This is a genomic window from Brachybacterium sp. p3-SID957 (genome assembly GCF_025144775.1).
In the GTDB taxonomy this organism is placed as follows: domain Bacteria; phylum Actinomycetota; class Actinomycetes; order Actinomycetales; family Dermabacteraceae; genus Brachybacterium; species Brachybacterium epidermidis.
On sequence record NZ_JALXKT010000004.1, the window covers coordinates 18,362 to 40,923 of the forward strand.

Below are 22,562 nucleotides of genomic sequence, written 5' to 3' on the forward strand. Positions count from 1 at the left end.
CCACCGTCGGTCCCTCCGCGGCCGTGCGCTGCCATCCACAATGGTGGGGTGCTGATCCTGCTGCCTCCCTCGGAGACCAAGACCCGGCCCGACCCCGGCGTCGCCGCCGGCGCGCTCGATCTGGGGGCACTCGCCTTCCCGGAGCTCACCGAACAGCGCGCAACCATGCTTCGCGCGGTCCAGCGCACCGCCGCCGGCAAGGACGCGGCGACCAGGCTGGGCGTCCCGGCCTCCGCCCCAGAGCTGGTGGAGCGGATGATCGCTCTCGAGGACGAGCCGGTGGGCCCGCCGTTGACCGTCTACTCCGGCGTGCTGTTCGACCAGCTGGACCCCTCCATCGAGATCCCGGCTGACAGGCGGGTCCTGGTGCAGAGCGCCCTGCTGGGGGTGGTCGATGCCGCCACGGACCGGATCCCGGCCTATCGGCTCTCCGCCGGCTCCACCGTGGCGCGGCTGGGGAAGGCCGCCACATGGTGGGCCCGCCACCTGCGCCCCCTCGGTTCCAGGCTGCTCGGCGAGGAGGCCGAGGGCCCCTCCCCCGTGGTGATCGACTCCCGCTCCGGTGCATACCGCACGATGATGCCGATGCACTCCACCCCCACGGTGACGGTGCTGGAGGTGTCCCCGGTGCAGGAGCGCAGCGGCACCCGCAAGGTGGTCTCGCACGACGCGAAGCGCTATCGAGGCTGGGTGACCCGCGTGCTGCTCGACGCCGCCGCGCCGGCCTCGACGCCCGACGAGGTGGTCGATCAGCTCCGGGCGGGCTTCGGCGGCACGCTGGGGGTCGAACTGGAAGGGGACCGGCTGGCTATCGTGGACAGGGTGAGCTGACCTGCCCGCGCCAGGGGTCCGTGCTCTGCTCGCTGATCAGCACCTCGATGCCGGGCAGGGTCTCGTTCAGCAGCTCGCGGGCCAGCGGCAGCCACAGGGCCTCACTCGCGGCGTGGGCCACGTCGATCAGCGCGGGCACGGCCGACGGGTCTGCGGCGTCCTCGATGTGCTCGAGCGCCGGGTGATGGCGCAGGTCCGAGGTGATGTACACGTCGGCCCCCGAACCGGTGGCGGCCTCCAGGAACGAGTCCCCCGCCCCGGGGCACACCGCGACCGTGTGCACCTCCCGCTCGGCAGGGCCGGTGTGCGCGATGCCGCGCGCGGTGGCAGGCACGATCCCGGCGAGGCGTGCAGCGAGCTGTCCTACCGTGATCGGGGAGGGCACCTGGCCGACGGCTCCGAGCCCGAACAGCTCCGATCCGTGGTCGGCAGCGGCCGCCTCGCCGCTCTCCTTCCCGGGGACCAGGGGGCGGGCATCCTGCAGGTCGAGTGCACGGACCCAGGCGCCGACGGTGCCGAGCGTGGAGCGGTCCACGTTGGTGTGCCCGCACCACAGTCCGATGCGGGCACGGATCAGGGATGTCACCACCTGTCCCTTGCCGTCGTCGGCCGGCAGGAAGCTGGCGCCCCGAAGCAGCAGGGGATGGTGGGTGACCAGCAGCTGTGCCTCGCGGTCGATGGCTTCGCGGGCCACCGCGACGGTGGGATCGACGGCCAGCAGCACCCTGCTCACCTCGGCATTGCGCTCTCCCAGCACCAGGCCCACGCGGTCCCAGGCCTCCGCCCACCGCAGCGGGTAGGCGGCCTCGAGCACCCCGATCACGTCAGCGAGCACGGACGGCCGGTGAGCGCTCGGATCGTGCACGGGCAGGTTCACCGCTCCCCCATCGCCTGCGTCTCGACCAGGGCCGCCTGGTACGCCTTCCAGGCCATCAGCACGCACTTGATGCGGGCCGGGAACTTCGCGGCCCCCATCAGGGCGACGGCATCTCCGATCAGCTCCTCGTCGGCCTCCACGGTGCCGCGCGAGCTCATCACGGTCTCCAGATGCTCGATCACCGGGAGCGCCTCCTCGGTGGTGCGGCCGATCAGCAGGTCGCTCATGATCGAGGCGGAGGCCCGGCTCATGGCGCAGCCGATCGCCTCATAGGAGATGTCGCGGATCCGCAGGCTGCCCCCCGCGCGGTCATCGCGATCCAGGTGCAGCCGCAGGGTGATCTCGTCACCGCAGGTGGGGTTCACGTGGTGCACCTCGGCGTCGAACGGCTCGCGCAGGCCCGCGTTCTGGGGCCGCTTGTCGTGCTCGATCACGAGCTCGGTGTAGAGGGAATCGAGAGGGTTGGTCACCGGGACGCCGCCTGGAAGTAGTCGATGGCACGGGCCACGCCGTCGACGAACGCGTCGACCTCGGCCTCGGTGGTGTGGACGGAGAAGCTGGCGCGGGTGGAGCCGGTGACGCCGTAGCGGCGGTGCAGCGGCCAGGCGCAGTGGTGGCCCACGCGCACCTGGACGCCCAAGGAGTCCAGCACCTGGCCCACGTCGTGGGCGTGCACGCCGTCGATCACGAAGGCGACCGCGCCGCTGCGCTGCGGGGACGCTCCGGGGCCCAGCACCCGCACGGCGTCGATCCCCGACAGCCCCTCGAGGGCCCGGGTGGTCAGCGCCTGTTCGTGGGCGGCGATCTGCTCCATCCCCAGTGCGCTCAGGTAGTCGCAGGCGGCCCCCAGGCCCACGGTCTGGGAGACCGGCGGGGTGCCGGCCTCGAAGCGTGCCGGAGGCGCGGCGTACGTGGAGCGGTCCATGGTGACCGTCTCGATCATGGAGCCGCCGGTGAGGTACGGCGGCATCGCCGCGAGATGCTCGTAGCGGCCCCACAGCACGCCCACCCCCGTGGGACCGAGCATCTTGTGACCGGACAGAGCTGCGAAGTCCACCCCCAGCTCGGACACGTCGAAGGGCATGTGCGGCGCTGACTGCGCGGCATCCAGCACCGTCAGGGCGCCGACGGCACGGGCCGCCTCGGCGAGCTCCCGGACGGGGTTCACCGTGCCCAGCACGTTGGACTGGTGGGTCAGCGCCAGCACCTTCGTGCGCTCGGTGAGCAGGGAGGGCAGACCGGTGAGGTCCAGCGTGAACTCGTCGGTCAGGGGGATCCAGCGCAGGGTGGCGCCGGTGCGGCGGGCGAGCTCCTGCCAGGGCACCAGGTTGGCGTGGTGCTCCATCTCCGTCACCAGGATCTCGTCACCGGGGCCCACGCGCAGCCGCGCAGGGGTGGTGTCGTCGCCGTCGCCGAGGGAGCGGGCCACCAGGTTCAGCGCCTCGGTGGCGCCGCGGGTGATCACCACCTCCTCGCTGCGGGGCGCGCCGATGAAGCGGCCGATGGTGGTGCGGGCATGCTCGAAGGCGTCGGTGGCGGCCTCGGCCATCCGGTGGGCGCCGCGCTTGACGGCGGCGTTGTCGTGGGTGAGGAAGGCCACCTCGGCGTCGATCACGGGGCGGGGTCGCTGCGAGGTGGCGCCGGAGTCGAGGTACACCATGGCGGTGTCCGCATCGAGGCGGCGATCCAGGATCGGGAAGTCCCTCCGGATGGACTCGAGATCGAACGGTCGGGTCGGATGGAACGGTGCCGTCATGCCGGGCTGGCCTCCACGGGTGGTCGGTGTGCCGCCGCCCTCGCTCCGGCCCAGGGGCAGGAATGTCACACCCCCGCAGGGCGCGCCGATGCGGCGTGTCGCTCCAGTATAGGAAGGTCCTTCCCTACGACCTCGGGAGCCGCCGTGCGCACCTGGATGCGCGTGCAGTTCTTCCTCTTCTTCTTCAGCTGGGTCACCTTCCTGTCCTACTGGGGTGTCATCTTCGATGCCCGCGGTTTCGACGGCGCAGAGATCGGGCTGTCGATCACCGTCTCGCTGGTCACCCGCGCGATCGCGGTGGTCACCCTGTTCCCGCTGGCGAACCGACTGTGGCCCATCGGCTCCCTCACGCGGTGGCTGCCCTGGCTGTGCTTCGCGCTGGGCCTGGGTTTCCTTCCGCACACCGGCCTGACCGGTCTGTTGGTGCTCTCGGCCGCATTCGGCGTGCTGTACCCCACGCTGATGCCGCTGCTGGAGACCACCGCGGCCCTGGGGGCGCAGCGGGGAGCACTGGTGTACGGGCCGGTGCGGCTGTGGGGATCGTTCGGGTTCGTCACCGGCGCCGGTGTGAACGGGCTGGTGGCCCGGCAGCTGGGCAACGGGGCGCTGCTGCCGGTGTTCCTGCTCGCGCTGCTGGCTCTGGCACTGACCGCGCTGTCCCGGATCGGCGACGAGGTGGTGGCGGCGCAGAGGTCCGGTTCGATCGGGGCGTGGGGCCCGCTGTTCGGGCACCGGGTGTTCATGCTGGCCCTGGGGATCTGCGTGCTGGTGCAGAGCTCTCACGCGGCGTACTACGCCTTCGGAGCGCTGCATCTGGAGAGGCTGCAGGTGGATCCGCTGGTGATCGCCCTGTTCCTGATGCTGGCGCCGCTGTCGGAGATGCTGGTGTTCCGTCTCACCGCCGGGGTGGCCGACAGGTGGCCCCTGGCTGTGCTGATGCTGATCGCGACCGTCGGTGCGCTGGTGCGGTGGGGCGTGTGGGTGCTGGATCCGACAGTGCCGATGCTGCTGGCCTCGCAGCTGCTGCACGGTCTCACCTTCGGCATGATGCAGGTGGGCTTCATCCAGACGATGCGTCGACACGTCGCCCCTGACCTGATGGTCCCCGCGCAGGGGCTGTACTCCGCGCTGGGCACCGGGGCGGGCACGGCGGTGATGACGGCGATCGCCGGGCACTTCTTCGACATCTCCCCGGTGCTGACCTTCACCGCGATGGTGCTGTGCGTGGTGCCCGCCCTGCCCGCTGCGATGCTGCTGGCACGGGCCGAGCAGCGCCTACCCGCGACCCCGGCATGAGAGCCTGGGGCACGCGCCCTGCCCCGTCGACGCCCCACCCAGGAGTGACTCCATGGACACGATCATCCTCATCCTGTTCGGCCTCACCATCGCTGCGGCACTGGTGGTCACCCTGGTGACCGTGCTGCGGAGCAGGCGCAGCGGCGGGTGGGGCGGTTCGGACCAGGCCGAGCGCACCCCGCAGCAGAAGGAGCGCGACAGCCGCACGATGATGATCTGGGGCTGCCTGGCGCTCGCGGTTCCCGCTGTCCTGGTCCTCGCCTACACCCTCACCCGGTGATCCGGCCTCTGATCCCGCCTTCGCGAGCGTCGTGCCCCTCCGGCGACTGGACTGAGAGGTCAAGTGCACAACAACCGCATTCGGCCCCCGCCACGAACGGGGCGAGGGCCGACATACGTTTCATACCTGGTGGGTCGTGAGGGGCTCGAACCCCCGACCTTCTGGGTGTAAACCAGACGCTCTGACCAGCTGAGCTAACGACCCCGGGCGGGCACCCTCCTGGGGCGCCCTCGGATCCTACCGGTGTGAGACGGCGGGTCGGTGTGCGAGGCAGGGCCTCTCAGTTGCGCGATGCCAGGCGCGTCCCGGTCCAGTCCTTGGCCAGGCTCATCGAGCTCATCACGCGAAGTCCCGCGGTCTCCGCGGCCTCCTGCACCTCTGCGGGGCTCACGTGGCCGTCACGCCCGGCCTTGGGGCTCAGCAGCCAGATCGGCGCGCCCGCGTCGAGAGTGGTGAGGGAGTCCACGAGGGCGTCGGTGAGGTCGCCGTCCTCCTCACGCCACCACAGCACCACGGCGTCGACGATCTCCTGGCAGTCCTCGTCCTCCAGCTCGGCACCGATGAGGTCCTCCATCGCATCGCGCAGCTCGAGGTCGACGTCGTCGTCGTACCCGATCTCCTGCACGAGCTGACCGGTCGTGAATCCCAGCACTTCCGCAGGGGTGCGCTGCTGGCGGGGGTCGGCCGACGATGACAAGAACGGGCTCCTTCGAGGTGACGGTGCAGTAACACGACTGGTCACACCGCAGTGCTCCCATCGCGCGGCTAATCCTATGACAGTTGCACCGGGGGTGTTGCGGGTGTCACCACATCGGAGCGAACCCTCACCCCTCAGGCCTCGGTTCCCGGTTGTAGTCTGGACGGAACCGAGGCCGACGGCGCGGGGCTCAGCGGTGTTCGCCCGCCCCGTGACCTGATCCGCACTTCTGAGAGAGAAGGACAGTGTGAGCTCGCACATCACGCCCCGCCCGATCGGAATCAACCTGCCCAGCCACGCGCAGGACCCTGACCCCGAGGAGACGCGGGAGTGGCTCGACTCTTTCGACGGACTGGTGGAGGCCCGCGGCGAGGACCGCGCCTCCGAGGTGATCCAGAACGTCATCCAGCACGCCCGTCGCTCGGACCTGCACCTGCCGGACTCCCTCACCACCGACTACATCAATACGATCCCTGCCGATGAGCAGCCGGAGTACCCCGGCGACCCCGAGCTCGAGAAGGAGATCCGCAACGCGATCCGCTGGAACGCCGCGATGCTGGTGCACCGCGCGCAGCGCCCGGGCGTCTCGGTCGGCGGTCACCTCTCCAGCTATGCCTCGATCGCGAACATGTACGAGGTCGGCTTCAACCACTTCTTCCGCGGTCGCGACCACGAGGGCGGCGGAGACCACGTCTTCTTCCAGGGCCACGCCTCCCCCGGCATCTACGCCCGCGCCTTCATGCTGGGCAGGCTCTCCCAGGAGCAGCTGGACGGCTTCCGCCAGGAGGTCTCCAGCGAGCACGGCATGCCCTCCTACCCGCACCCCCGGGCGATGCAGGACTTCTGGGAGTTCCCCACTGTGTCCATGGGCATCGGCCCCGTGGCAGCGATCGAGCAGGCCTCCTTCGACCGCTACCTGCACAACCGCGGCCTGAAGGACACCAGCCAGCAGCACACCTGGGCGTTCCTGGGCGACGGCGAGATGGACGAGGTGGAGTCCCGCGGCGCTCTGCACATCGCGGCCAAGGAGCACCTGGACAACCTCACCTTCGTGGTCAACTGCAACCTGCAGCGCCTGGACGGCCCGGTGCGCGGCAACGGCAAGATCATCCAAGAGCTGGAGAGCCAGTTCCGCGGTGCCGGCTGGAACGTCATCAAGGTGATCTGGGGCTCGGGCTGGGACCCGCTGCTGGCCGCCTCCGAGGACGGCGCCCTCATCGACCTGATGAACGCCACCCCGGACGGCGACTTCCAGACCTACCGCGCGGAGTCCGGCGGGTTCATCCGCGACAACTTCTTCGGTCGCGATCCGCGCACCAAGGCGCTGGTCGAGGACATGTCCGACGAGGACATCTGGTGGAAGCTGAACCGCGGCGGCCACGACACCAAGAAGATCTACGCCGCCTTCAAGGCCGCCACGGAGCACAAGGGCCAGCCCACCGTGGTCCTGGTGCACACCATCAAGGGCTACCGCCTGGGCAAGAACTTCGCGGGCCGCAACGCGACCCACCAGATGAAGAAGTTCACGCTGGACGACCTCAAGGCCCTGCGCGACACCCTGCACATCCCGGTCAGCGACGAGCAGCTCGAATCGGGCAGCGTGTACGACGCGCCCCTGTACATGCCGGACGAGGACTCGCCGGCGATGAAGTACTTCAAGAGCCACCGCGCCCAGCTGGGCGGCCCCGTTCCCACCCGGAGGACGGAGCACAAGGCCATCGAGCTTCCCGGCGACAAGGCCTACGAGGTCGTCAAGCGAGGTTCGGGCAAGCAGGAGATCGCCACCACGATGGCGCTGGTGCGGCTGCTGAAGGACCTGATGCGCGACAAGGAGAGCGGCAAGCGCTGGGTGCCGATCATCCCCGACGAGGCCCGCACCTTCGGGATGGACTCGCTGTTCCCGACCGCGAAGATCTACAACCCGGACGGTCAGAACTACCTCTCGGTGGACCGCGACCTGCTGCTGGCCTACAAGGAGGCCACCTCCGGCCAGATCAAGCACATGGGCATCAACGAGATCAGCTCCACCGCCGCATTCACCGCTGCCGGGACCTCGTACGCCACCCATGGCCTGCCGATGATCCCGTTCTACATCTTCTACTCGATGTTCGGGTTCCAGCGCACCGGCGACTTCTTCTGGGCCGCCGGTGACCAGATGGCCAAGGGCTTCGTGATCGGCGCGACCGCCGGCAAGACCACCCTGGCCGGTGAGGGCCTGCAGCACATGGACGGCCATTCGCCGATCCTGGCCTACACCAACCCCGGCACCGTGATCTACGACCCGGCCTACGGCTACGAGATCGGGCACATCATCCGCGACGGCCTGCAGCGCATGTACGGCGAGGACGATCGCCTGCAGGAGGTCTTCTACTACCTCACCGTCTACAACGAGCCCATCGTGCAGCCCAAGGAGCCGGAGGGCCTGGACGTCGAGGGCCTGCTGAAGGGCATGTACGTACTGGAGGCCGCCGAGCAGGGCGACGGCCCCGAGGTGCAGCTGATGGCCTCGGGCGTGGGCGTGCCGTGGGCGCGCCACGCACGTGAGCTGCTGGCCGAGGACTGGGGCGTGCGCGCCAGCGTGTGGTCGGTGACCTCCTGGACCGAGATGCGCAAGGAGGCCCTGGAGGCCGAGAAGCACAACCTCCTCAACCCCGAGGATGAGCGCACCCCGTGGATCACCCAGCGCCTGGAGGGTGTCGAGGGGCCGTTCGTCGCCTCCAGCGACTTCGACTTCCTGGTGCCCGACATGATCCGCGAGTGGATCCCCGGCCAGTACGGCGTGCTCGGTGCCGACGGCTGGGGCTTCTCCGACACCCGTCCGGCTGCCCGCCGCTACCTGAAGATCGACGCCCATTCCATGGTGGTCAAGGCCCTGCAGCTGCTGGCTCGCGAGGGCAAGGTCGATGCCTCCACCGTGCGCAAGGCGATCGACAAGTACGACCTGGGCAACGTCAACGCCGGCGAGTCCGGCTCCTTCGGCGGCGAGTCCTGACAGCAACCGGGCCGTCCTCTGCACGCACGGGGCGGCCCGGTACTGTTCTCGCCCACCCGCAGATACTGCCCGCCGACTTCTCCCCACCACATCACGTCACCACCACGGAGGTCCCCCGTGCTCGCGATCGTCTGCCCCGGCCAGGGCGCCCAGAAGCCCGGCTTCCTCGCCCCCTGGCTGGAGGTCGCCGGTGTCCGTGACAGCCTGGTCGCCATGTCCGAGGCCTCCGGTGTGGATCTCATCCACCACGGCACCGAGTCCGATGCGGAGACCATCCGTGACACCGCCGTGGCCCAGCCGTTGCTGGTGGCCGCCGGCATCGTCGCGCTCGACCCCCTGGTGGGCGCAGCCGGATCCGGCGCCGGCCCGCAGGCCGACCTTCTCGCCGGGCACAGCGTCGGCGAGATCACTGCTGCGGCGCTGTCCGGCGTGCTCCACCGCGAGGATGCGATGCGCCTGGTCGCTGTCCGCTCACGCGCGATGGCTGCGGCGGCGGCTGCCGAGCCCACCTCCATGGCGGCCGTCGTCGGCGGCACCCGCGAGGAGGTGCTGGCCGCGATCCAGGAGCACGGCCTGACCCCGGCGAACATCAACTCCGCCGCTCAGGTGGTCGCCGCCGGCGCCAAGGAGCGCATCGACGCACTGTCAGCGACGCCTCCCGCGAAGGCCCGGGTCATCCCGCTGCGGGTCGCCGGGGCCTTCCACACCTCGTACATGGCTCCTGCGCGTCAGGAGCTCGAGGCCCTGGTCGCCCAGCTCACCGCCTCCGACCCGCACCCGCAGTGCCCGCTGGTCTCCAACGCTGCGGGGGAGGTCGTCACCGAGGGCGGCCGGTACCTGGAGCTGATCGTGAACCAGGTGGCCGCCCCGGTGGATTGGGAGGCCTGCATGCGCGTGTTCGCCGACCGCGGCGTGACCGGCATCCTCGAGGTCGCTCCGGCCGGTACCCTCACCGGACTGGCCAAGCGCGAGCTGAAGGGCGTGGCCCTGATGAACCTCAACACCCCGGAGGACCTCGATGCGGCCGGGGGCTTCATCCGCGAGCACGGGTCGGCCGCCGACCGCGTCGACGCCGTCGACCACGACGAGGAGAACTGACATGGCCGTCACCCTTCGCCCCCACCCCACCGTCCCCGGCTCCCGGGTGCTCGCCTACGGCGCGGCCCGCGGCGACGTGAGCGTCCCCAACGACGACCTCGTGGGCCCCATCGACTCCTCCGACGAGTGGATCCGCCAGCGCACCGGCATCATCACCCGCACCCGGGCCAGCGAGGGGGTCGGGGTCAAGGACCTCTCGCTGACCGCCGCCCGTGAGGCGATCGAGACCTCCGGCATCGAGCTGGACACGCTGGATGCCATCATCGTCTCCACCATCTCGTTCCCCTACCCCACGCCGTCGCTGGCCACCCTGCTGGCCGGCGAGCTGGGTCGGCCCGACGTGATCGCCTACGACATCTCCGCCGCCTGCGCCGGGTTCTGCTACGGCATCGGGCAGGCCGATGCGCTGATCCGCTCCGGCGGTGCCCGCAACGTGCTGGTGATCGGGGCGGAGAAGCTCTCCGACTTCGTCTCCCCCACCGACCGCTCCATCTCGTTCCTGCTGGGCGACGGGGCCGGTGCGGCCGTCGTCGGCCCGAGTGACGAGCCGCTGATCGGTCCCACTGTGTGGGGCAGCGACGGCGACAACTGGAACACCATCCGCATGACCGGTTCGCTGGTGGACTTCCGCGACGGGAAGGTGGAGTGGCCCACCCTCGAGCAGGACGGCCGCACCGTGTTCCGCTGGGCCGTGTGGCACACCGCGAAGAAGATCCGCGAGATGCTCGAGGCCTCCGGCCTGCGCATCGAGGACGTCGACGCGTTCGTCCCCCACCAGGCCAACATGCGCATCATCGACGAGCTGGCCAAGCAGCTCGGCCTGCCCGAGGACGTCGTCATTGGGCGGGACATCGCCGAGACGGGCAACACCTCGGCCGCATCCATCCCGCTGGCCACCCACCGCCTCATCCAGGAGGGTGCGGTCTCCAGCGGGGACGTACTGGTGCAGTTCGGCTTCGGAGCCGGGCTCGCCTATGCGGGGCAGGTCCTGATCCTGCCCTGAGACACGACATGCGCCTGCACGAGCACGTCACAGGGCCCGGTCGCAGGTAGTCTGTCCCCGCCACACAATCCACGAATCCAAGGAGAACCCCATGGCACACACCGAGAACGAGATCCTCGAGGGCCTCGCCGAGATCGTCAACGAGGAGACGGGTGTCGCCACGGAGGACGTCAAGCTCGACAAGTCCTTCACCGACGACCTGGACATCGACTCCATCTCCATGATGACCATCGTGGTCAACGCCGAGGAGAAGTTCGACGTCCGCATCCCCGACGAAGAGGTCAAGAACCTCGTGACCGTCGGCGATGCCGTGAAGTACATCGCGGGCGCACAGGCCTGACACCGCACGACGCCCGGGACCGCTCGCGTCCCGGGCGTCGTCATTCCCTTCGTTCCCTGCCCGGCCGTTCCCGACCGTTCCCCCGGAGGTCCCCATGTCTGCTCCCCGCACCCGTGTCGCCGTGACCGGCCTGGGCACCGTCAACCCGCTCGGCGGTGACACCGCCTCGACCTGGGAGGCCGCCCTCGCCGGCACCTCCACCGCCCGCACGCTCGAGAACGACTGGACCGAGCGGTACGGACTGAGCGTCGACTTCGCCTGCCGGGTCCCGATCGACCCCCTCGACCACCTGGCGCGCCCCGAGGCGAAGAAGCTGGATCCCTCCGGGCAGTTCTCGATGATCGCCGCTCGTGAGGCATGGGCCGACGCCGGCTCCCCCGAGGTAGACCCGGCCCGCCTGGGCGTGGTGGTCGGCACCGGTATCGGCGGGGTGTGGACGATCCTCGACCAGTGGGACCTGGTGCAGGAGAAGGGCGCCCGCCGGGTGAACCCGTTCACCATCCCGATGTTGATGGCGAACTCCTCTGCCGCCCACATCGAACTCGAGCTGGGCGCCCAGGCCGGTGCCCACACCCCCGTCTCCGCCTGCGCCTCGGGTGCCGAGGCCGTGGCGGTGGGCCTGGACATGATCCGCGCTGGCAGGGCCGACGTGGTCGTGGTGGGCGGCACCGAGGCATGCGTCCACCCGCTGCCCCTGGCCGCCTTCGCAAACCTGCGCGCGCTGTCCACTCGCACCGATGACCCGCAGAGCGCCTCCCGGCCCTACGATCGCGATCGCGATGGGTTCGTGCTGGGCGAGGGTGCCGCCATCATGGTGCTGGAGACGGAGGAGCACGCCCGCGCCCGCGGTGCCCGCGTGTACGCGTACGTCTCCGGCCGCGGCATGGCCTCGGACGCCCACCACATCTCGGCCCCCTCGCAGGAGGGCCAGGCCCGCGCGATCCGCGAGGCCGTGACGGACGCCGGTGTCACCGCGCAGGACGTGGTGCACGTCAACGCGCATGGCACCTCCACGCCCCTGGGAGACATCGGCGAGCTGCACGCCGTCGCCGCAGCGCTGGACGGCGTGACCGACCAGCTGGTGGTGACCTCGACCAAGTCCATGACCGGGCATCTGCTGGGAGGCGCCGGCGCGCTGGAGTCGCTGTTCTCAGTGCTCTCGGTGCACCACCGCACCTCCCCGCCCACCATCAACATCGAGAACCTCGACCCCGAGGTGCCGCTGCGCATCGCGCAGAACGAAGCGGTGGGCCTTCCCGAGGGCGACATCGCGGTGCTGAACAACGCCTTCGGCTTCGGCGGCCACGACGTGGCCGTGGTGGTCACCAGCGCCTGATCTCGCTGCTCAGCTCACCCGGTGCAGCCAGCGCATCGGAACGCCCTCGCCGGCGTGCCGGTAGATCTCCAGGTCCTCGTCCCACGGCTCGCCGAGAGCCACGCCCAGCTCCCGCTGCAGGGCAAGGGCGTCGCCGCCGGCGCGCTCGATGCATCCGCGCACATGATCCTCCGTCAGCACCAGGTTCCCGGCGCGGTCGGTGACACCGTGATGGATGCCGAGCTCGGGGGTGTGGCTCCAGCGGGAGCCATCGGTGACGGTGGTGGGGTCCTGGGTGACCTCGAAGCGCAGTTCGTGCAGCCCCCGCAGGGCGCTCACGAGGGAGGCTCCGGTATCGGCGCGACCGCGCCAGGTGAACTCAGCGCGCAGCTGGCCGCGCCGTGCGGGTTGGTCCTCCCAGCGAATGCGCACGGGCGTGCCGAGCACTCCGCCCGCGGCCCATTCGATGTGCGGTGCGAGGGCGCGGGGAGCGGAGTGGATGTACACGACACCCTGGGTCATCTCGTTCCTTCCGGTCTCCGATGCGTCTTCCCCAACGAATCGGTGGCCGCCCCGGCGCGAGATGCCCGGCGGGGTGTGTGGTGAGCTTAGAGCCTTTCCCTGATCTGGCGCAACGCCTGCTTCTTCACGGAGCGCTCCAGGCCGTCGATGTAGAGGGCCCCGTCGAGGTGCCCCACCTCGTGCTGGATGAGCCGGGCGGTGATGCCCTCGCCTGCCAGTTCGATCTCCTCGCCGTCGACGTCCGTGCCCACGCAGCGGGCGTAGGCGGCGCGGGTGCGGGGGAACCACAGCTCCGGCACGGACAGGCAGCCCTCGTCGCCGTCCTGGGTGTCCTCGGAGAGCTCGACGATGACGGGGTTGAGGATGCACCCGATCCCGTGGTCGTCGAGGTTCCAGGAGAAGGCCCGCAGGCTCACGCCGATCTGGTTGGCGGCCACACCGGCGCGGCCTTCCTGGTCGACGGTGTCCAGCAGGTCCTGGACCAGACCGCGCACACCGTCGGTGACGTCGCCCACGGGATCGCAGGGGGTGCGCAGAACGGGGTCTCCGACGATGCGGATGGGGCGGATGCTCATCGCTGCTCCTGCCCGGCCGCATTCCCCTCGACCTTCGGGTTCCCGGAGATCGTGTGGGTCACCTCGACACCGGGGACGATGGTGCGCTCCACGGTGCAGGCAGCGGCCACGGCGCGCTCGAACACGGTGACCACCCGGGTGATCTCCTCGGTGCTGAGCCCGGAGAGGTCCAGCTGGACCTCCTCGTCGATCCGCAGATAGCGGTCCTGCTCCTCGTCGGCGGTGCCGTGGGCCCACAGACGCATGGCGAAGTCCTCGCCGAGGCGGCGCCCCAGGGGGATGTCGGCGCTCATGCCGGCACAGCCGATGAGGGCGATCTTCAGCAACTCGCCGGGCGAGATCTCACCCTCCCCCATGCCGATCGGGATCTCCACGCCCCGCTGATTGCGCCCCACCAGGGAGCGCCTGCTCACGCGATCGGCCCAGACGCTGCCGGGGCCGTAGGCGTCGGGGCGCTCGAAGCTGTCGTCCGGGACGGTGGGCATGGGGTCTCCTCGAGGGGCAGCGGATACGACTCAGCCCCGACCGAGGCCGGGGCTGAGAGGTGATGCTGGCTCCCGCGACTGGACTTGAACCAGTAACCGTTCGATTAACAGTCGAATGCTCTGCCGATTGAGCTACGCGGGATCGACCTGGACGACTCTAGCAAAACTCCGGAGCCCGGCGCACGTCTAAACGGTGCGGAGGGGCCGTCTATGACGCATCTAACCCTGCGGCCAGATCGGCTCCCGTGGTGCCACCCAGCGACGGGTCCGTGGAGGCCCGAACGGCGAGCTGCGGCTCGATCACGCGGGCTTCCGCGGAGGTGCCGGGATCCCCGGTGGCGGTGGTCCGTTGCCCGGCGGCGGCGTCGATCACCTCGAGCATGCGCGTGGCGGCGGCCCGCCCGTACTCGACTGCGGAGCGACGGATGGCGGTGATGGGCGGGGTGTGCCCGCGTGTGAGCGGGGAGTCCTCGTAGCTGACCACCGCGACCCCCTCGGGGATGGGGACCTCACGGCTGCGCAGCACCGCGGCGCCGGCCAGCGCCATCTCGTCGCTGTCGAAGACGATCGCGGTGGGAGGGGCGGGAAGGCGCAGCACCTCGGCTGTGGCGCGGGCGGCGCCGGCCGCGCCGAAGCCGGCGTCCTGCTGCACGCACTCCAGTTCGAGCTCCTCCCCCAGGCGACGGAAGGTGGTGTTGCGCTGCATCGTGTGCAGGAACTCCGCTGTGCCGGCGACGCGCGCGATGCGCGTGTGTCCCAGCTCGGCCAGGTGCTCCACGATCAGCCGTGTGGCCTCGGCGTCATCGACATAGACCGAGGGCAGGGATCCGTGGTGCCCGGGGCCTCCCACCACCAGGGCCGGCTGGCCCAGCTCCTCCAGGGCGCCGATGCGCGGGTCCTGAAGGCGCAGGTCCACCAGCACCACGCCGTCCACCCGGCGCTGTCCGAACCAGCGGCGGTAGGTGTCGATCTCCGCCTCGGTGGATTCCACGATCTTCATCTGCAGGGAGTAGTCCGCGGCGCTGAGCACCTCCTGCAGCCCTGCCACGAACGCTCCGAAGAAGGCCTCCGCGCCCAGCACCTCGGCGGGGCGCGCTAGCACCATCCCGACCGTCTTGACCGGGGCGCCGGCAAGGGCCCGGGCGGCGTGGGACGGCTCCCACCGCAGCTCGCGGGCGATCTCGAGGATCCGCTCACGGGTGGCATCGGAGACGCCGGGACGGCCGTTGACGGCCAGGGAGACGGCAGCGGAGGTCACCCCGGCACGGCGGGCGATGTCTGCGATGGTGACGCGCTTGCCGCGACCTGTCCCGCGGGGCTGCTCGGGCCTGGAGCTGGTCATCACGAGGCCTTCCCCATAGAAGCACGTGGTCGCCGAGCCCCTAGAGGCACAGGCCCGCGCGCCACTCCTACTAAAGCGCTATAGTACCAGGCGGGGATGGACGGGAGGTGCATTCCCGGGCGTCGGTGGCCGGCTCGTCGATCATCGGTGGTTCCGGCGCCGCACCGATCTCCCCCGACGTGACCGAGCTACCCGAGAAGGACAACGATGTCTTCCGATCCCTCCGCCGCCTCCGTGGCCCCGGCGCGCCCCCGCTTCGGGGTCAACTACACGCCGCGCATCGGCTGGTTCCACGCCTGGCACGATCTGGACCTGGACGCCGTGGGCGAGGATCTGCGGGCGATCTCGGAGCTGGGCCTGGACCATGTGCGGATCTTCCCGCTGTGGCCGCTGCTGCAGCCCAACCGTACTCTGATCCGCCCCCGCGCCCTGGACGACGTGCGGGCCGTGGTGGACGTGGCGGCCTCCGTGGACCTGGAGGTGGTGGTGGACGTCGTGCAGGGGCACCTCTCGAGCTTCGACTTCGTGCCCAGCTGGCTGCTGACCTGGCACCGCCGCAACATGTTCACCGACCCCGAGGTGGTGGGCGCCATTGCCGATCTGGTGCGCGCACTAGGCGAGAACCTGTCTGACGCACCGAACCTGCTGGGTCTGAGCGTGGGCAACGAGATCAACCAGTTCTCCGCGTCCAACCATCCCGATCCAGATCCGCTGACGGTCCCGCAGGCCGAGCAATGGACCCGCACCATGCTGGAGGCGGCGCGCAACTCCGTGCCAACGGGACTGCACACGGTCTCCAACTATGACGCGGCCTGGTTCATGGACGATCACGCCTTCACGCCCGACCAGTCCGCGCAGCTGGGTGATGCGACCGTGGTGCACAGCTGGATCTTCGATGGGACGGGGCAGCGCTACGGCGCCCGCTCCTACGAGGTGGAGCACCGGGCGGAGTACTACCTGGAGCTGGCTCGCGGCTTCTCCCCCGCCCCGGAGCGTCCACTGTGGCTGCAGGAGGTGGGCGCCCCCCGCAACATCCTCGAGCAGGACGACGTGACCTGGTTCGTCCAGCGCACCGTGCAGACGGCGATGGACTGCCCGGACCTGTACGGCATCACGTGGTGGTGCTCCCACGACGTCTCCACCGAGCTGGCCGATTTCCCGCCGCTGGAGCACACCCTGGGCCTGATCGACAGCCACGGACGCATCAAGGAGTCCGGGGCCGCGCTGAGCGAGGCGGTCGCGGCTGCGCGACAGGCACCGGTGCCTGACCCGCGCGGCAGGGCGATCGAGCTGCACGTGGGGCCCGACCCCCTGCTGCAGCGCAGCGCCGCAGCCCCCGGCGGCTCGGTGTTCGAGGAGTGGATGGAGGCTTCCCGGGCCGGGGAACGGCCGACGATCACAGTGGTGCGCGACCATGCCCCGGCGCGTGCGGGCGCCACCCGCACCGGCGGGGCGGCCGCGACGCGCTGATAGCGGCTGCAACCTGATAGATTCATGCGCGCCCTGGACAGGGCACGGCCCAGTAGCTCAGCCGGTCAGAGCAGCGGACTCATAATCCGTCGGTCGCGGGTTCAAGCCCCGCCTGGGCTACCAGAGCAGCGCATTAGCGCCCTCGCCGTCCGCGGCGTGACAGGGCTTGGACGCGGCATCGGCAGCGCAGTGGAGTGGGTGCTGACGGTGAGCCTCGTGGCCCTGGCCGCAACGGTAGCCCCCTGGGTGGCGCAGCCGGTGCCGGCCCCGCTCGCGCACACGGTGCCCCACCGTTCCAGGACAAACCCGTCCCGGTTCCCGCAATCACTGCCCAGCCATGGCCAGGCGATCCCGACGATGGCGCCACGTGGGAATCCGGTGCACCCCGGCCGGCGCCCGAGGCGGTCGACACCTGCGATCCCCGCTGGCTCGACATCGTCGCCTTGGGCGATGGTCCGGAATACGCCAAGCTCGTCGCCACCAACCTCAGCGAGAACCCGTGCGCGCTGAGAGGGCACGGGTCCGTACGGCTCATGCAGGGCGGGAAGCACATCGACCTCTGCCCGGTCGCGGACTACAACGAACTGCCCCTGGGGTGCACTGACCTGGGCGCCGTGCTCGAGCCCGGAGGGCATTCCCACGCCGAACTCCGCTGGCCCGGATACGGCACGGCAGCCGGCCACGGCACCCCACAGCAGCTCTACGTCATCGCCGATCGCTCTACCGGCTCCAGATCGCCCCCGGGAGCGAGCAGCGCAGCCTCGACGGAACCGTGACCCCGCTCCCCGCTCCGTTCGACATCAAAGCCGGCGTTGACGGCGGCGCCGCGGGGCGGCAAATCGGACAGCGAGATGGCCATGCAGCGATAGTGCCACATTGAGGTCGTCGAGCCGGGATGTGCGCAGAAGTGTCACGAAACAGCGGATCCGGGCCCTATTGGCAACCGTGGCGGTCATGGCCCCCAACTGTCATGTTGGGGTATAACCCAATGAGACAGGTGCTCAGTGCGAGAGCTGGCCCCGGGGCGGCTAGCCAACAGGCACCTAAGGATGCGGGCGCGGATGCTAATCCGCTGACGGGTGGATCAGGCTTCGAGATGCCGCAACTTCTCCCACGCCGACTGGCGGGTCACGCCAAGAGCAGCGCCGATGGTCTCCCAGGATGTGCCACGCGCGCGCATGTAGGCGACCAGATCGCTCTGGAAGCGATCAAGCTGCGGCCGCTGCTGGGTGACTCCGCGAAGCATCCGCACCAGATCCTCCTCGCTGAGCGCCTCGAAGGCCGCTGTGGCGACGGGGGTGCCCTCGGCGAAGGACTGCGCTGCCTCGCGTGCACACTCACTGCAAATCATCACGCCGAGACCGCCGAGGAGGGGGCGATCGACAGCGCCCGAAAGTCCGCAGAATCCGCAGTGCATCGCGGAAATATCGCTGGGTTGGCGCATGGACTAAGTCTACAGCGAGTCGCTCCATCCGATCTCTTGATCCGTGACGACGGCGCCGCCTCTGCCATCCTCGACCACTCCCTGTATGTCAGGATATCCTGACGACATTGTGTCAGGATGGCCTGACGGAAGTCGTCGCAGACACCGGTGAGGCGATGGCCCACCCCCTGATCTTGGAAGCGAGGTGACCATGCGCAGGATTCTGGTTGCCACGGCGAGCGAGGCCACCGGCGACGATGCCGTCCGGACGCTGCTGCCGCTGATCGCGGTCACCACCCTTGGGGTGGGCGGCGGCCTCTTGGGCCTCCTGAACGCGCTGCCGTTCCTGTGGTACCTCTTCGCTCACCGACAGATCGGCTCATCGGTCGACGCGCTCGGGTATCGCCGCTCGGTCACCCTCGGCAACACTCTCCGCGTCCTCACGGCGGGCCTGCTGATCGTGCTGCTTGCCGCCGGCCACCTCTCCGTACCCGCCCTGCTCGTCCTCGCCGCGACCCTCGGGCTTGGCGATGCCCTGTTCACAACCGGGCACAGCGCCATGGTCCCCGCGATCGTTGGCCGGGACCGCACCGCTGACTGCTACCAGCGCATCGAGGCGGTCAGTGCGATTACACGGATTTCCGCTCCGGTGGTGGTCTCCGCTCTGCTGCGGCTCACCTCACCAGCTGTAGCGCTTGGTCTCGCGGTCGCGTCGTATCTGGTTAGCCTGTTCACCCTGGCCACGCTGCCGCCCCGGGCTAGCGGGACGCCCGCGCCAGCCCGAGATCCCTACGCGCGGGCCACGCCCTACGGTGCGCTGGCGTTCGAGCCGGAATGGACCGTCCGCAAGGTGGTGTCCACCCCCGGACTGGGAAACCTCACGCTCGCCACCACGCTTCTGAACGCCGCAGCGATGGTCTCGGGCACCGCGCTGGTGCTCTTCGCGTTGGAAACACTGCACCTGGCTCCTTCGACGGTCGCTCTGCTCACCGCAGCCGGGGCACTTGGGGCGCTCCTCGGCGCCGCCTGCTCCACACCCCTGCGCGCGCACCTGCCTACGGGCTCCGCGAAACTCCTCGCCACGCTCGGAGTGGCACTGAGCAGCCTGATCGCCCCGGCGGCATTGCTACTGCCGGCCGGGCAGGCTGTGATGCTCGGGACCGGAGAGCTCCTAATCGCCGCCAGTGCCACCGCAGCAGCGGTGGTCGGTTCTGACGTGCCCGCGAGACTGATCCCGCAGAGCCATCTCGGCCGTGCGTTCGCAGCGATCCGCCTACTGACGATCGGCGTGATGCCGGTGGCGAGCATCCTCGGGGGTCTGCTGGTTGCCCTGACCTCCCCCGTCGCGGCGCTGCTCGGCGCCGCGGCAGTCGCTGCGCTGGCGTGCCTACCCCTGATCCCCGTCCGTCACTGGTCCCCGCCCCCGGCCAATGGACTCACCTGAGCATCGCCGAGCCGCCGCATAGATGCTCGAAGCCCTGCAATAGGGGCCGCTGCACCAGTTGGTGACACCTCAATCAGACACATCTGCCACATTGAGCACTACCCTGCGTGACAGCTACTGCACCGCAGGTTTACCCGTCCCTCAGGGTCCAAAATGGCCGATCTGACACAGATCTGCTCACTCGGGTATACCCATTCAGGACGCGCCGTTCGGCCCGCTCGGGTCTGCGTCGCCTCGACTCTTGGTCACCGGGAGTCATTGATGCCGGGATCGCCGGCATCCGCGCCTTCAGTTTCGTCGTCGATCCACTCGAACAGGTCGCCCGGCTGGCATTGGAGGACACGACACATCGCATCCAGCGTCGACAGGCGGACGGCCTTGGCGCGACCGTTCTTTAGCACTGCGATGTTGGCCGGCGTGATGCCCACCCGATCGGCGAACTCCCCGACGCTCATCTTCTTTCGAGCGAGTTCCACATCGATGCGACTGACGATGGCCATCACTCAGACAACCGCATCCATCTCGACCTTGAGCGCGGTCGCTCGGACAAGCAGGCCCCTGAGGACGACGATCAGCAGGACGACGGCGAGACCGACCATCAGACCGAGCAACTCGGTCAGGACGATCCACGGAGCAGAAACACCCTGGATCGTCTGCCATGCGGCGGTGACCAGAGCGATGCACCATCCAGCACCGAGGGCGCCAAGGATGACATCGACCCACCGCCGCGCCTCAGCGTCGAAGATCTCGTCTCGGGCAACGCGGCCCAGCAGTTCCCACGTGGCCAACAGCGTGGCTTGGATGCAGGCCAGGAAGGCGATCAGCGAGATGGCCAGCTGCCATCGCGCCCAAGTGAACTCCGGGTACGCGTCTGCCATCCACCCGGAGGCCACCGGCACGACCACGACTTGGGCGAAGAGGAGGCCGAGGCCCGAGAGGACGGCAACGGCTTGAAGGGTTCGAGCGAGGCCACGAGTCATGCGTTGAGTATCAATCGCTATCTATCGAAAGTCAATCGATAGCCGCGCCCGCCCCCTCGACGTCTCAGCGACCGCAGATGGGGTGGGGCGGCAGGGAGCAGGCAGCGTCCGACGCCTCAGCCGTGAGTGACAGCTGAGCCAGTGAGACACATCCGTACGGGATGGGTGCCCCGTCGACGGGCTGCTGAAAGCGCCCGTTGATGAAGATCCTGTCGATACGGCTGCGGAAAACGGTCGCCGGCGTGCTGTGCGTCCTACGGTGAGGTCATGGAACTCCGCGACGCGTCGAGCCGACCTGCATCTCTGGCTCGGCCAGGCGCTCCGCAGCCGCGCCTGTCTTCTTGAACTCGGGCGCTTCCCCTATGCGGAGCAGGGGCGAGCGACGGCTACGACGGGCTGGTCGTGGACCCGCCGGGCACGTGGGCCGAGGTCTCGGCGGCTGTCCGTTGAGGCCTCATTGACGACGACATCTACGAGTCCGTGATCCAACGTCAGCATGGATTCTGAAGCGATCGCTCAACATATCGAGACGGTCCGGCGACTCTCGAAACCTGGGCGGGCGCTCGGCGTCTACCTCTCTGAACGCCGATGCGGATGTGTGCAAGCTGCCGCCCCGGGAAGCCGACCTCGACGGGACCTACAAGTCCTGGATCGCCCCCGATGTCGTTCGCGACTTTCGTGACGCGGGAGAGCCCTTCTTCTCACTCGAGCTTGCGCCCCCTTTGAGCCCCTCATTACTCATACGCTTCGTCCCCCACTCCCTGGCCCACCCGCCCAGTACCATCACCGCATAGGCATACTCGTGGACATCGTGGACGAGTTCGTGGTCGGCCTGTTCATGCCGTCGCGGAGGCGCAAGAGAGAGCGGCCCAAGAACGGATGACCGGATGCGAAGAGGACACGCTGCAGCTCCGAGAACGCCCTCCCGCTGGTTGATGTCAACCAGCCTTGAAACGTGTTTTGACCTGTACTGTTAGTGGCTCGGCTGGTCTCAGCGATGCCCGATTCGAAGCCATAATCCGTCGCTCCCAGGTTCATGCCCCGCCTGGGCTGCGACGCCGATGCCGGGTCACACCCCGAGCGCATCCTCCACCGCTCCGGGCTGGGTCCAGTCGCCCTCCCAGATCTCGCCGTCGATGATCAGTGTGGGGGTGCCCACTTCGAGCTCCTGGGCGGCGGGCTCCACCACCTCGAGCGTCCACGGCACGTAGACGCGGTCGCGGATCTGCTGCAGGCAGGTCTCGTCGCCGCCCACGCCCTGGGCGATCCGCGCGATCTCCTCGATGTCGGCCTCGGGCTCGTCCGGGGACTCCGGCTGGGCCGCGTACATGGCCTCCTCGAAGTCCAGCAGCAGCGCCGGGTCCTGGGCGTACACAGCGGCAGCGGCACCGGCGGTGTCCTGGGAGTAGGTCGAGTCGCGGCCCAGATCGAGCATGGGGCGCGGATGGATGCGCAGCACCAGCTCCTCCGACTCCACGAGGTCGCGCAACAGGGTCCCGAAGGTCTCCATGAAGCCGCGGCACGGCGGGCACCGGAAGTCCAGCAGCAGGTCCACCATCTTCCCGCTGCTCGCCCCGGCCAGTTCCAGGTAGGGCACGGAGCGGTCGATGTCGCGACCCGCCGCGGCGCCCCCGCCGTCGGAGGCGCCCCCTCTGTCGGACGCGGATCCGCCGTCGCCCGTGGACGCTCCGTCATCGCCGGTGGCGGTCCCGCCGTCGTTCTCCCCGGGCTCATCGGCGCTGCCGCCGCAGGCGGCCAGGGTGAAGGTGAGGACGGCGCCGCCGCCCAGCAGAAGGGAACGACGTGATGGGGTGGGGAGAGCACTCATGGGCACGA

Annotated in this window: 24 protein-coding genes and 3 tRNA genes; 12 read left to right on the forward strand and 15 right to left on the reverse strand. The window is 69.5% G+C overall.

Annotation, left to right across the window (positions count from 1 at the left end; genetic code table 11):
* Positions 1-48: 48 nt before the first annotated feature.
* Complete coding sequence (locus M3B01_RS01325; protein ID WP_259789065.1) at positions 49-831, forward strand: YaaA family protein; 783 nt, start codon at positions 49-51, stop codon at positions 829-831.
* Here M3B01_RS01325 and M3B01_RS01330 read toward each other — a convergent pair.
* Genes M3B01_RS01330 through M3B01_RS01340 form a run of 3 tightly spaced genes read right to left on the reverse strand, consistent with a single transcriptional unit; the run spans position 809 to position 3,464 of the window.
* On the reverse strand, positions 809-1,708 hold the full coding sequence (locus tag M3B01_RS01330; protein WP_259789066.1) for a Nif3-like dinuclear metal center hexameric protein: 900 nt from the start codon (positions 1,706-1,708) through the stop codon (positions 809-811). The genes M3B01_RS01325 and M3B01_RS01330 overlap by 23 nt on opposite strands.
* On the reverse strand, positions 1,705-2,178 hold the full coding sequence (gene sufU / locus M3B01_RS01335; protein WP_193865887.1) for a Fe-S cluster assembly sulfur transfer protein SufU: 474 nt from the start codon (positions 2,176-2,178) through the stop codon (positions 1,705-1,707). The genes M3B01_RS01330 and sufU overlap by 4 nt, the downstream gene beginning before the upstream one ends.
* A complete protein-coding gene (locus tag M3B01_RS01340) occupies positions 2,175-3,464 on the reverse strand; it encodes an aminotransferase class V-fold PLP-dependent enzyme (RefSeq protein WP_259789067.1) in 1,290 nt (429 codons plus the stop codon). Before M3B01_RS01340 ends, sufU begins: the two co-directional genes overlap by 4 nt.
* A gap of 144 nt (positions 3,465-3,608) precedes the next feature.
* Between M3B01_RS01340 and M3B01_RS01345 the strand changes: the two genes are divergently transcribed.
* Both M3B01_RS01345 and M3B01_RS01350 read left to right on the forward strand, forming a co-directional pair.
* The gene (locus M3B01_RS01345; protein ID WP_259789068.1) at positions 3,609-4,760 is read left to right on the forward strand and encodes an MFS transporter; all 1,152 of its coding nucleotides are present in this window, start codon (positions 3,609-3,611) and stop codon (positions 4,758-4,760) included.
* Between the two features lie 52 nt (positions 4,761-4,812).
* Positions 4,813-5,040, forward strand: a complete 228-nt coding sequence (locus M3B01_RS01350; protein ID WP_193865890.1) for a hypothetical protein — start codon at positions 4,813-4,815, stop codon at positions 5,038-5,040.
* A 127-nt stretch (positions 5,041-5,167) separates the two neighbouring features.
* Here the strand turns inward: M3B01_RS01350 and M3B01_RS01355 are convergent.
* Together M3B01_RS01355 and M3B01_RS01360 are read right to left on the reverse strand one after the other, a co-directional pair.
* Positions 5,168-5,244, reverse strand: a tRNA-Val gene (locus M3B01_RS01355).
* Between the two features lie 76 nt (positions 5,245-5,320).
* Positions 5,321-5,737, reverse strand: a complete 417-nt coding sequence (locus M3B01_RS01360) for a DUF3052 domain-containing protein (RefSeq protein ID WP_193865891.1) — start codon at positions 5,735-5,737, stop codon at positions 5,321-5,323.
* A gap of 247 nt (positions 5,738-5,984) precedes the next feature.
* Between M3B01_RS01360 and aceE the strand changes: the two genes are divergently transcribed.
* The 5 genes from aceE (at position 5,985) to M3B01_RS01385 (ending at position 12,506) form a co-directional block, all read left to right on the forward strand.
* Positions 5,985-8,729 (forward strand): pyruvate dehydrogenase (acetyl-transferring), homodimeric type, encoded by a 2,745-nt coding sequence (gene aceE, locus M3B01_RS01365; RefSeq protein WP_259789069.1) that lies wholly within the window; start codon positions 5,985-5,987, stop codon positions 8,727-8,729.
* Positions 8,730-8,846: 117 nt separating this feature from the next.
* Positions 8,847-9,827 (forward strand): ACP S-malonyltransferase, encoded by a 981-nt coding sequence (locus M3B01_RS01370; RefSeq protein ID WP_259789070.1) that lies wholly within the window; start codon positions 8,847-8,849, stop codon positions 9,825-9,827.
* 1 nt (position 9,828) lies between these two features.
* Positions 9,829-10,830, forward strand: coding sequence for a beta-ketoacyl-ACP synthase III (locus M3B01_RS01375; protein ID WP_259789072.1), 1,002 nt, complete (start codon positions 9,829-9,831; stop codon positions 10,828-10,830).
* 91 nt (positions 10,831-10,921) lie between these two features.
* The gene (locus tag M3B01_RS01380) at positions 10,922-11,170 is read left to right on the forward strand and encodes an acyl carrier protein (protein ID WP_017822459.1); all 249 of its coding nucleotides are present in this window, start codon (positions 10,922-10,924) and stop codon (positions 11,168-11,170) included.
* Positions 11,171-11,264: 94 nt separating this feature from the next.
* Positions 11,265-12,506 (forward strand): beta-ketoacyl synthase, encoded by a 1,242-nt coding sequence (locus tag M3B01_RS01385; RefSeq protein ID WP_193865895.1) that lies wholly within the window; start codon positions 11,265-11,267, stop codon positions 12,504-12,506.
* A gap of 9 nt (positions 12,507-12,515) precedes the next feature.
* Here the strand turns inward: M3B01_RS01385 and M3B01_RS01390 are convergent, their stop codons facing one another.
* The 5 genes from M3B01_RS01390 to M3B01_RS01410 all read right to left on the reverse strand — a co-directional run bounded on the left by M3B01_RS01390 (position 12,516) and on the right by M3B01_RS01410 (position 15,409).
* On the reverse strand, positions 12,516-13,007 hold the full coding sequence (locus M3B01_RS01390; protein ID WP_259789073.1) for a DUF3145 domain-containing protein: 492 nt from the start codon (positions 13,005-13,007) through the stop codon (positions 12,516-12,518).
* An 86-nt stretch (positions 13,008-13,093) separates the two neighbouring features.
* Positions 13,094-13,582 carry a peptide deformylase gene (locus M3B01_RS01395; RefSeq protein ID WP_259789074.1) on the reverse strand — a complete coding sequence of 163 codons (489 nt, stop codon included), beginning with the start codon at positions 13,580-13,582 and terminating at the stop codon, positions 13,094-13,096.
* The gene (locus M3B01_RS01400; RefSeq protein WP_259789075.1) at positions 13,579-14,067 is read right to left on the reverse strand and encodes an OsmC family protein; all 489 of its coding nucleotides are present in this window, start codon (positions 14,065-14,067) and stop codon (positions 13,579-13,581) included. The genes M3B01_RS01395 and M3B01_RS01400 overlap by 4 nt, the downstream gene beginning before the upstream one ends.
* Positions 14,068-14,133: 66 nt before the next feature.
* Positions 14,134-14,209, reverse strand: a tRNA-Asn gene (locus tag M3B01_RS01405).
* Positions 14,210-14,275: 66 nt separating this feature from the next.
* Positions 14,276-15,409 (reverse strand): LacI family DNA-binding transcriptional regulator, encoded by a 1,134-nt coding sequence (locus M3B01_RS01410; protein WP_259789076.1) that lies wholly within the window; start codon positions 15,407-15,409, stop codon positions 14,276-14,278.
* A gap of 207 nt (positions 15,410-15,616) precedes the next feature.
* Between M3B01_RS01410 and M3B01_RS01415 the strand changes: the two genes are divergently transcribed.
* The 3 genes from M3B01_RS01415 to M3B01_RS14670 all read left to right on the forward strand — a co-directional run bounded on the left by M3B01_RS01415 (position 15,617) and on the right by M3B01_RS14670 (position 17,655).
* Positions 15,617-16,879, forward strand: a complete 1,263-nt coding sequence (locus tag M3B01_RS01415; RefSeq protein ID WP_259789077.1) for a glycosyl hydrolase — start codon at positions 15,617-15,619, stop codon at positions 16,877-16,879.
* A 46-nt stretch (positions 16,880-16,925) separates the two neighbouring features.
* A tRNA-Ile gene (locus M3B01_RS01420) sits at positions 16,926-17,002 on the forward strand.
* Positions 17,003-17,073: 71 nt separating this feature from the next.
* Positions 17,074-17,655, forward strand: coding sequence for a DUF4232 domain-containing protein (locus M3B01_RS14670; protein ID WP_396123322.1), 582 nt, complete (start codon positions 17,074-17,076; stop codon positions 17,653-17,655).
* Here the strand turns inward: M3B01_RS14670 and M3B01_RS01425 are convergent.
* Both M3B01_RS01425 and M3B01_RS01430 read right to left on the reverse strand, forming a co-directional pair.
* On the reverse strand, positions 17,580-17,738 hold the full coding sequence (locus tag M3B01_RS01425) for a hypothetical protein (RefSeq protein WP_259789078.1): 159 nt from the start codon (positions 17,736-17,738) through the stop codon (positions 17,580-17,582). The genes M3B01_RS14670 and M3B01_RS01425 overlap by 76 nt on opposite strands.
* Positions 17,739-17,963: 225 nt before the next feature.
* Complete coding sequence (locus tag M3B01_RS01430) at positions 17,964-18,323, reverse strand: ClpX C4-type zinc finger protein (RefSeq protein WP_259789079.1); 360 nt, start codon at positions 18,321-18,323, stop codon at positions 17,964-17,966.
* Between the two features lie 190 nt (positions 18,324-18,513).
* Here M3B01_RS01430 and M3B01_RS01435 point away from each other — a divergent pair, with 190 nt between their 5' ends.
* On the forward strand, positions 18,514-19,746 hold the full coding sequence (locus M3B01_RS01435) for an MFS transporter (RefSeq protein ID WP_259789131.1): 1,233 nt from the start codon (positions 18,514-18,516) through the stop codon (positions 19,744-19,746).
* 245 nt (positions 19,747-19,991) lie between these two features.
* Here the strand turns inward: M3B01_RS01435 and M3B01_RS01440 are convergent, their stop codons facing one another.
* The 3 genes from M3B01_RS01440 to M3B01_RS01450 all read right to left on the reverse strand — a co-directional run bounded on the left by M3B01_RS01440 (position 19,992) and on the right by M3B01_RS01450 (position 22,554).
* Positions 19,992-20,246, reverse strand: coding sequence for a helix-turn-helix transcriptional regulator (locus M3B01_RS01440; protein WP_259789080.1), 255 nt, complete (start codon positions 20,244-20,246; stop codon positions 19,992-19,994).
* 3 nt (positions 20,247-20,249) lie between these two features.
* Positions 20,250-20,726 (reverse strand): DUF2975 domain-containing protein, encoded by a 477-nt coding sequence (locus M3B01_RS01445; RefSeq protein WP_259789081.1) that lies wholly within the window; start codon positions 20,724-20,726, stop codon positions 20,250-20,252.
* 1,069 nt (positions 20,727-21,795) lie between these two features.
* Complete coding sequence (locus M3B01_RS01450; RefSeq protein WP_259789082.1) at positions 21,796-22,554, reverse strand: DsbA family protein; 759 nt, start codon at positions 22,552-22,554, stop codon at positions 21,796-21,798.
* Positions 22,555-22,562: the final 8 nt, after the last annotated feature.

What these genes read in the sequence shown, in the direction of transcription:
- M3B01_RS01445 (WP_259789081.1), bottom strand. Translation starts at nt 20,726, where the DNA reads ATGACTCGTGGCCTCGCTCGAACCCTTCAAGCCGTTGCCGTCCTCTCG.
- M3B01_RS01350 (WP_193865890.1), top strand. Translation starts at nt 4,813, where the DNA reads ATGGACACGATCATCCTCATCCTGTTCGGCCTCACCATCGCTGCGGCA.
- M3B01_RS01435 (WP_259789131.1), top strand. Translation starts at nt 18,514, where the DNA reads ATGCGCAGGATTCTGGTTGCCACGGCGAGCGAGGCCACCGGCGACGAT.
- M3B01_RS01400 (WP_259789075.1), bottom strand. Translation starts at nt 14,067, where the DNA reads ATGCCCACCGTCCCGGACGACAGCTTCGAGCGCCCCGACGCCTACGGC.
- M3B01_RS01430 (WP_259789079.1), bottom strand. Translation starts at nt 18,323, where the DNA reads ATGCGCCAACCCAGCGATATTTCCGCGATGCACTGCGGATTCTGCGGA.
- M3B01_RS01415 (WP_259789077.1), top strand. Translation starts at nt 15,617, where the DNA reads ATGTCTTCCGATCCCTCCGCCGCCTCCGTGGCCCCGGCGCGCCCCCGC.
- M3B01_RS01375 (WP_259789072.1), top strand. Translation starts at nt 9,829, where the DNA reads ATGGCCGTCACCCTTCGCCCCCACCCCACCGTCCCCGGCTCCCGGGTG.
- M3B01_RS01450 (WP_259789082.1), bottom strand. Translation starts at nt 22,554, where the DNA reads ATGAGTGCTCTCCCCACCCCATCACGTCGTTCCCTTCTGCTGGGCGGC.
- M3B01_RS01410 (WP_259789076.1), bottom strand. Translation starts at nt 15,409, where the DNA reads ATGACCAGCTCCAGGCCCGAGCAGCCCCGCGGGACAGGTCGCGGCAAG.
- M3B01_RS01395 (WP_259789074.1), bottom strand. Translation starts at nt 13,582, where the DNA reads ATGAGCATCCGCCCCATCCGCATCGTCGGAGACCCCGTTCTGCGCACC.
- M3B01_RS01380 (WP_017822459.1), top strand. Translation starts at nt 10,922, where the DNA reads ATGGCACACACCGAGAACGAGATCCTCGAGGGCCTCGCCGAGATCGTC.
- M3B01_RS01390 (WP_259789073.1), bottom strand. Translation starts at nt 13,007, where the DNA reads ATGACCCAGGGTGTCGTGTACATCCACTCCGCTCCCCGCGCCCTCGCA.
- M3B01_RS01385 (WP_193865895.1), top strand. Translation starts at nt 11,265, where the DNA reads ATGTCTGCTCCCCGCACCCGTGTCGCCGTGACCGGCCTGGGCACCGTC.
- M3B01_RS01425 (WP_259789078.1), bottom strand. Translation starts at nt 17,738, where the DNA reads ATGGCCATCTCGCTGTCCGATTTGCCGCCCCGCGGCGCCGCCGTCAAC.
- M3B01_RS01340 (WP_259789067.1), bottom strand. Translation starts at nt 3,464, where the DNA reads ATGACGGCACCGTTCCATCCGACCCGACCGTTCGATCTCGAGTCCATC.
- M3B01_RS01440 (WP_259789080.1), bottom strand. Translation starts at nt 20,246, where the DNA reads ATGGCCATCGTCAGTCGCATCGATGTGGAACTCGCTCGAAAGAAGATG.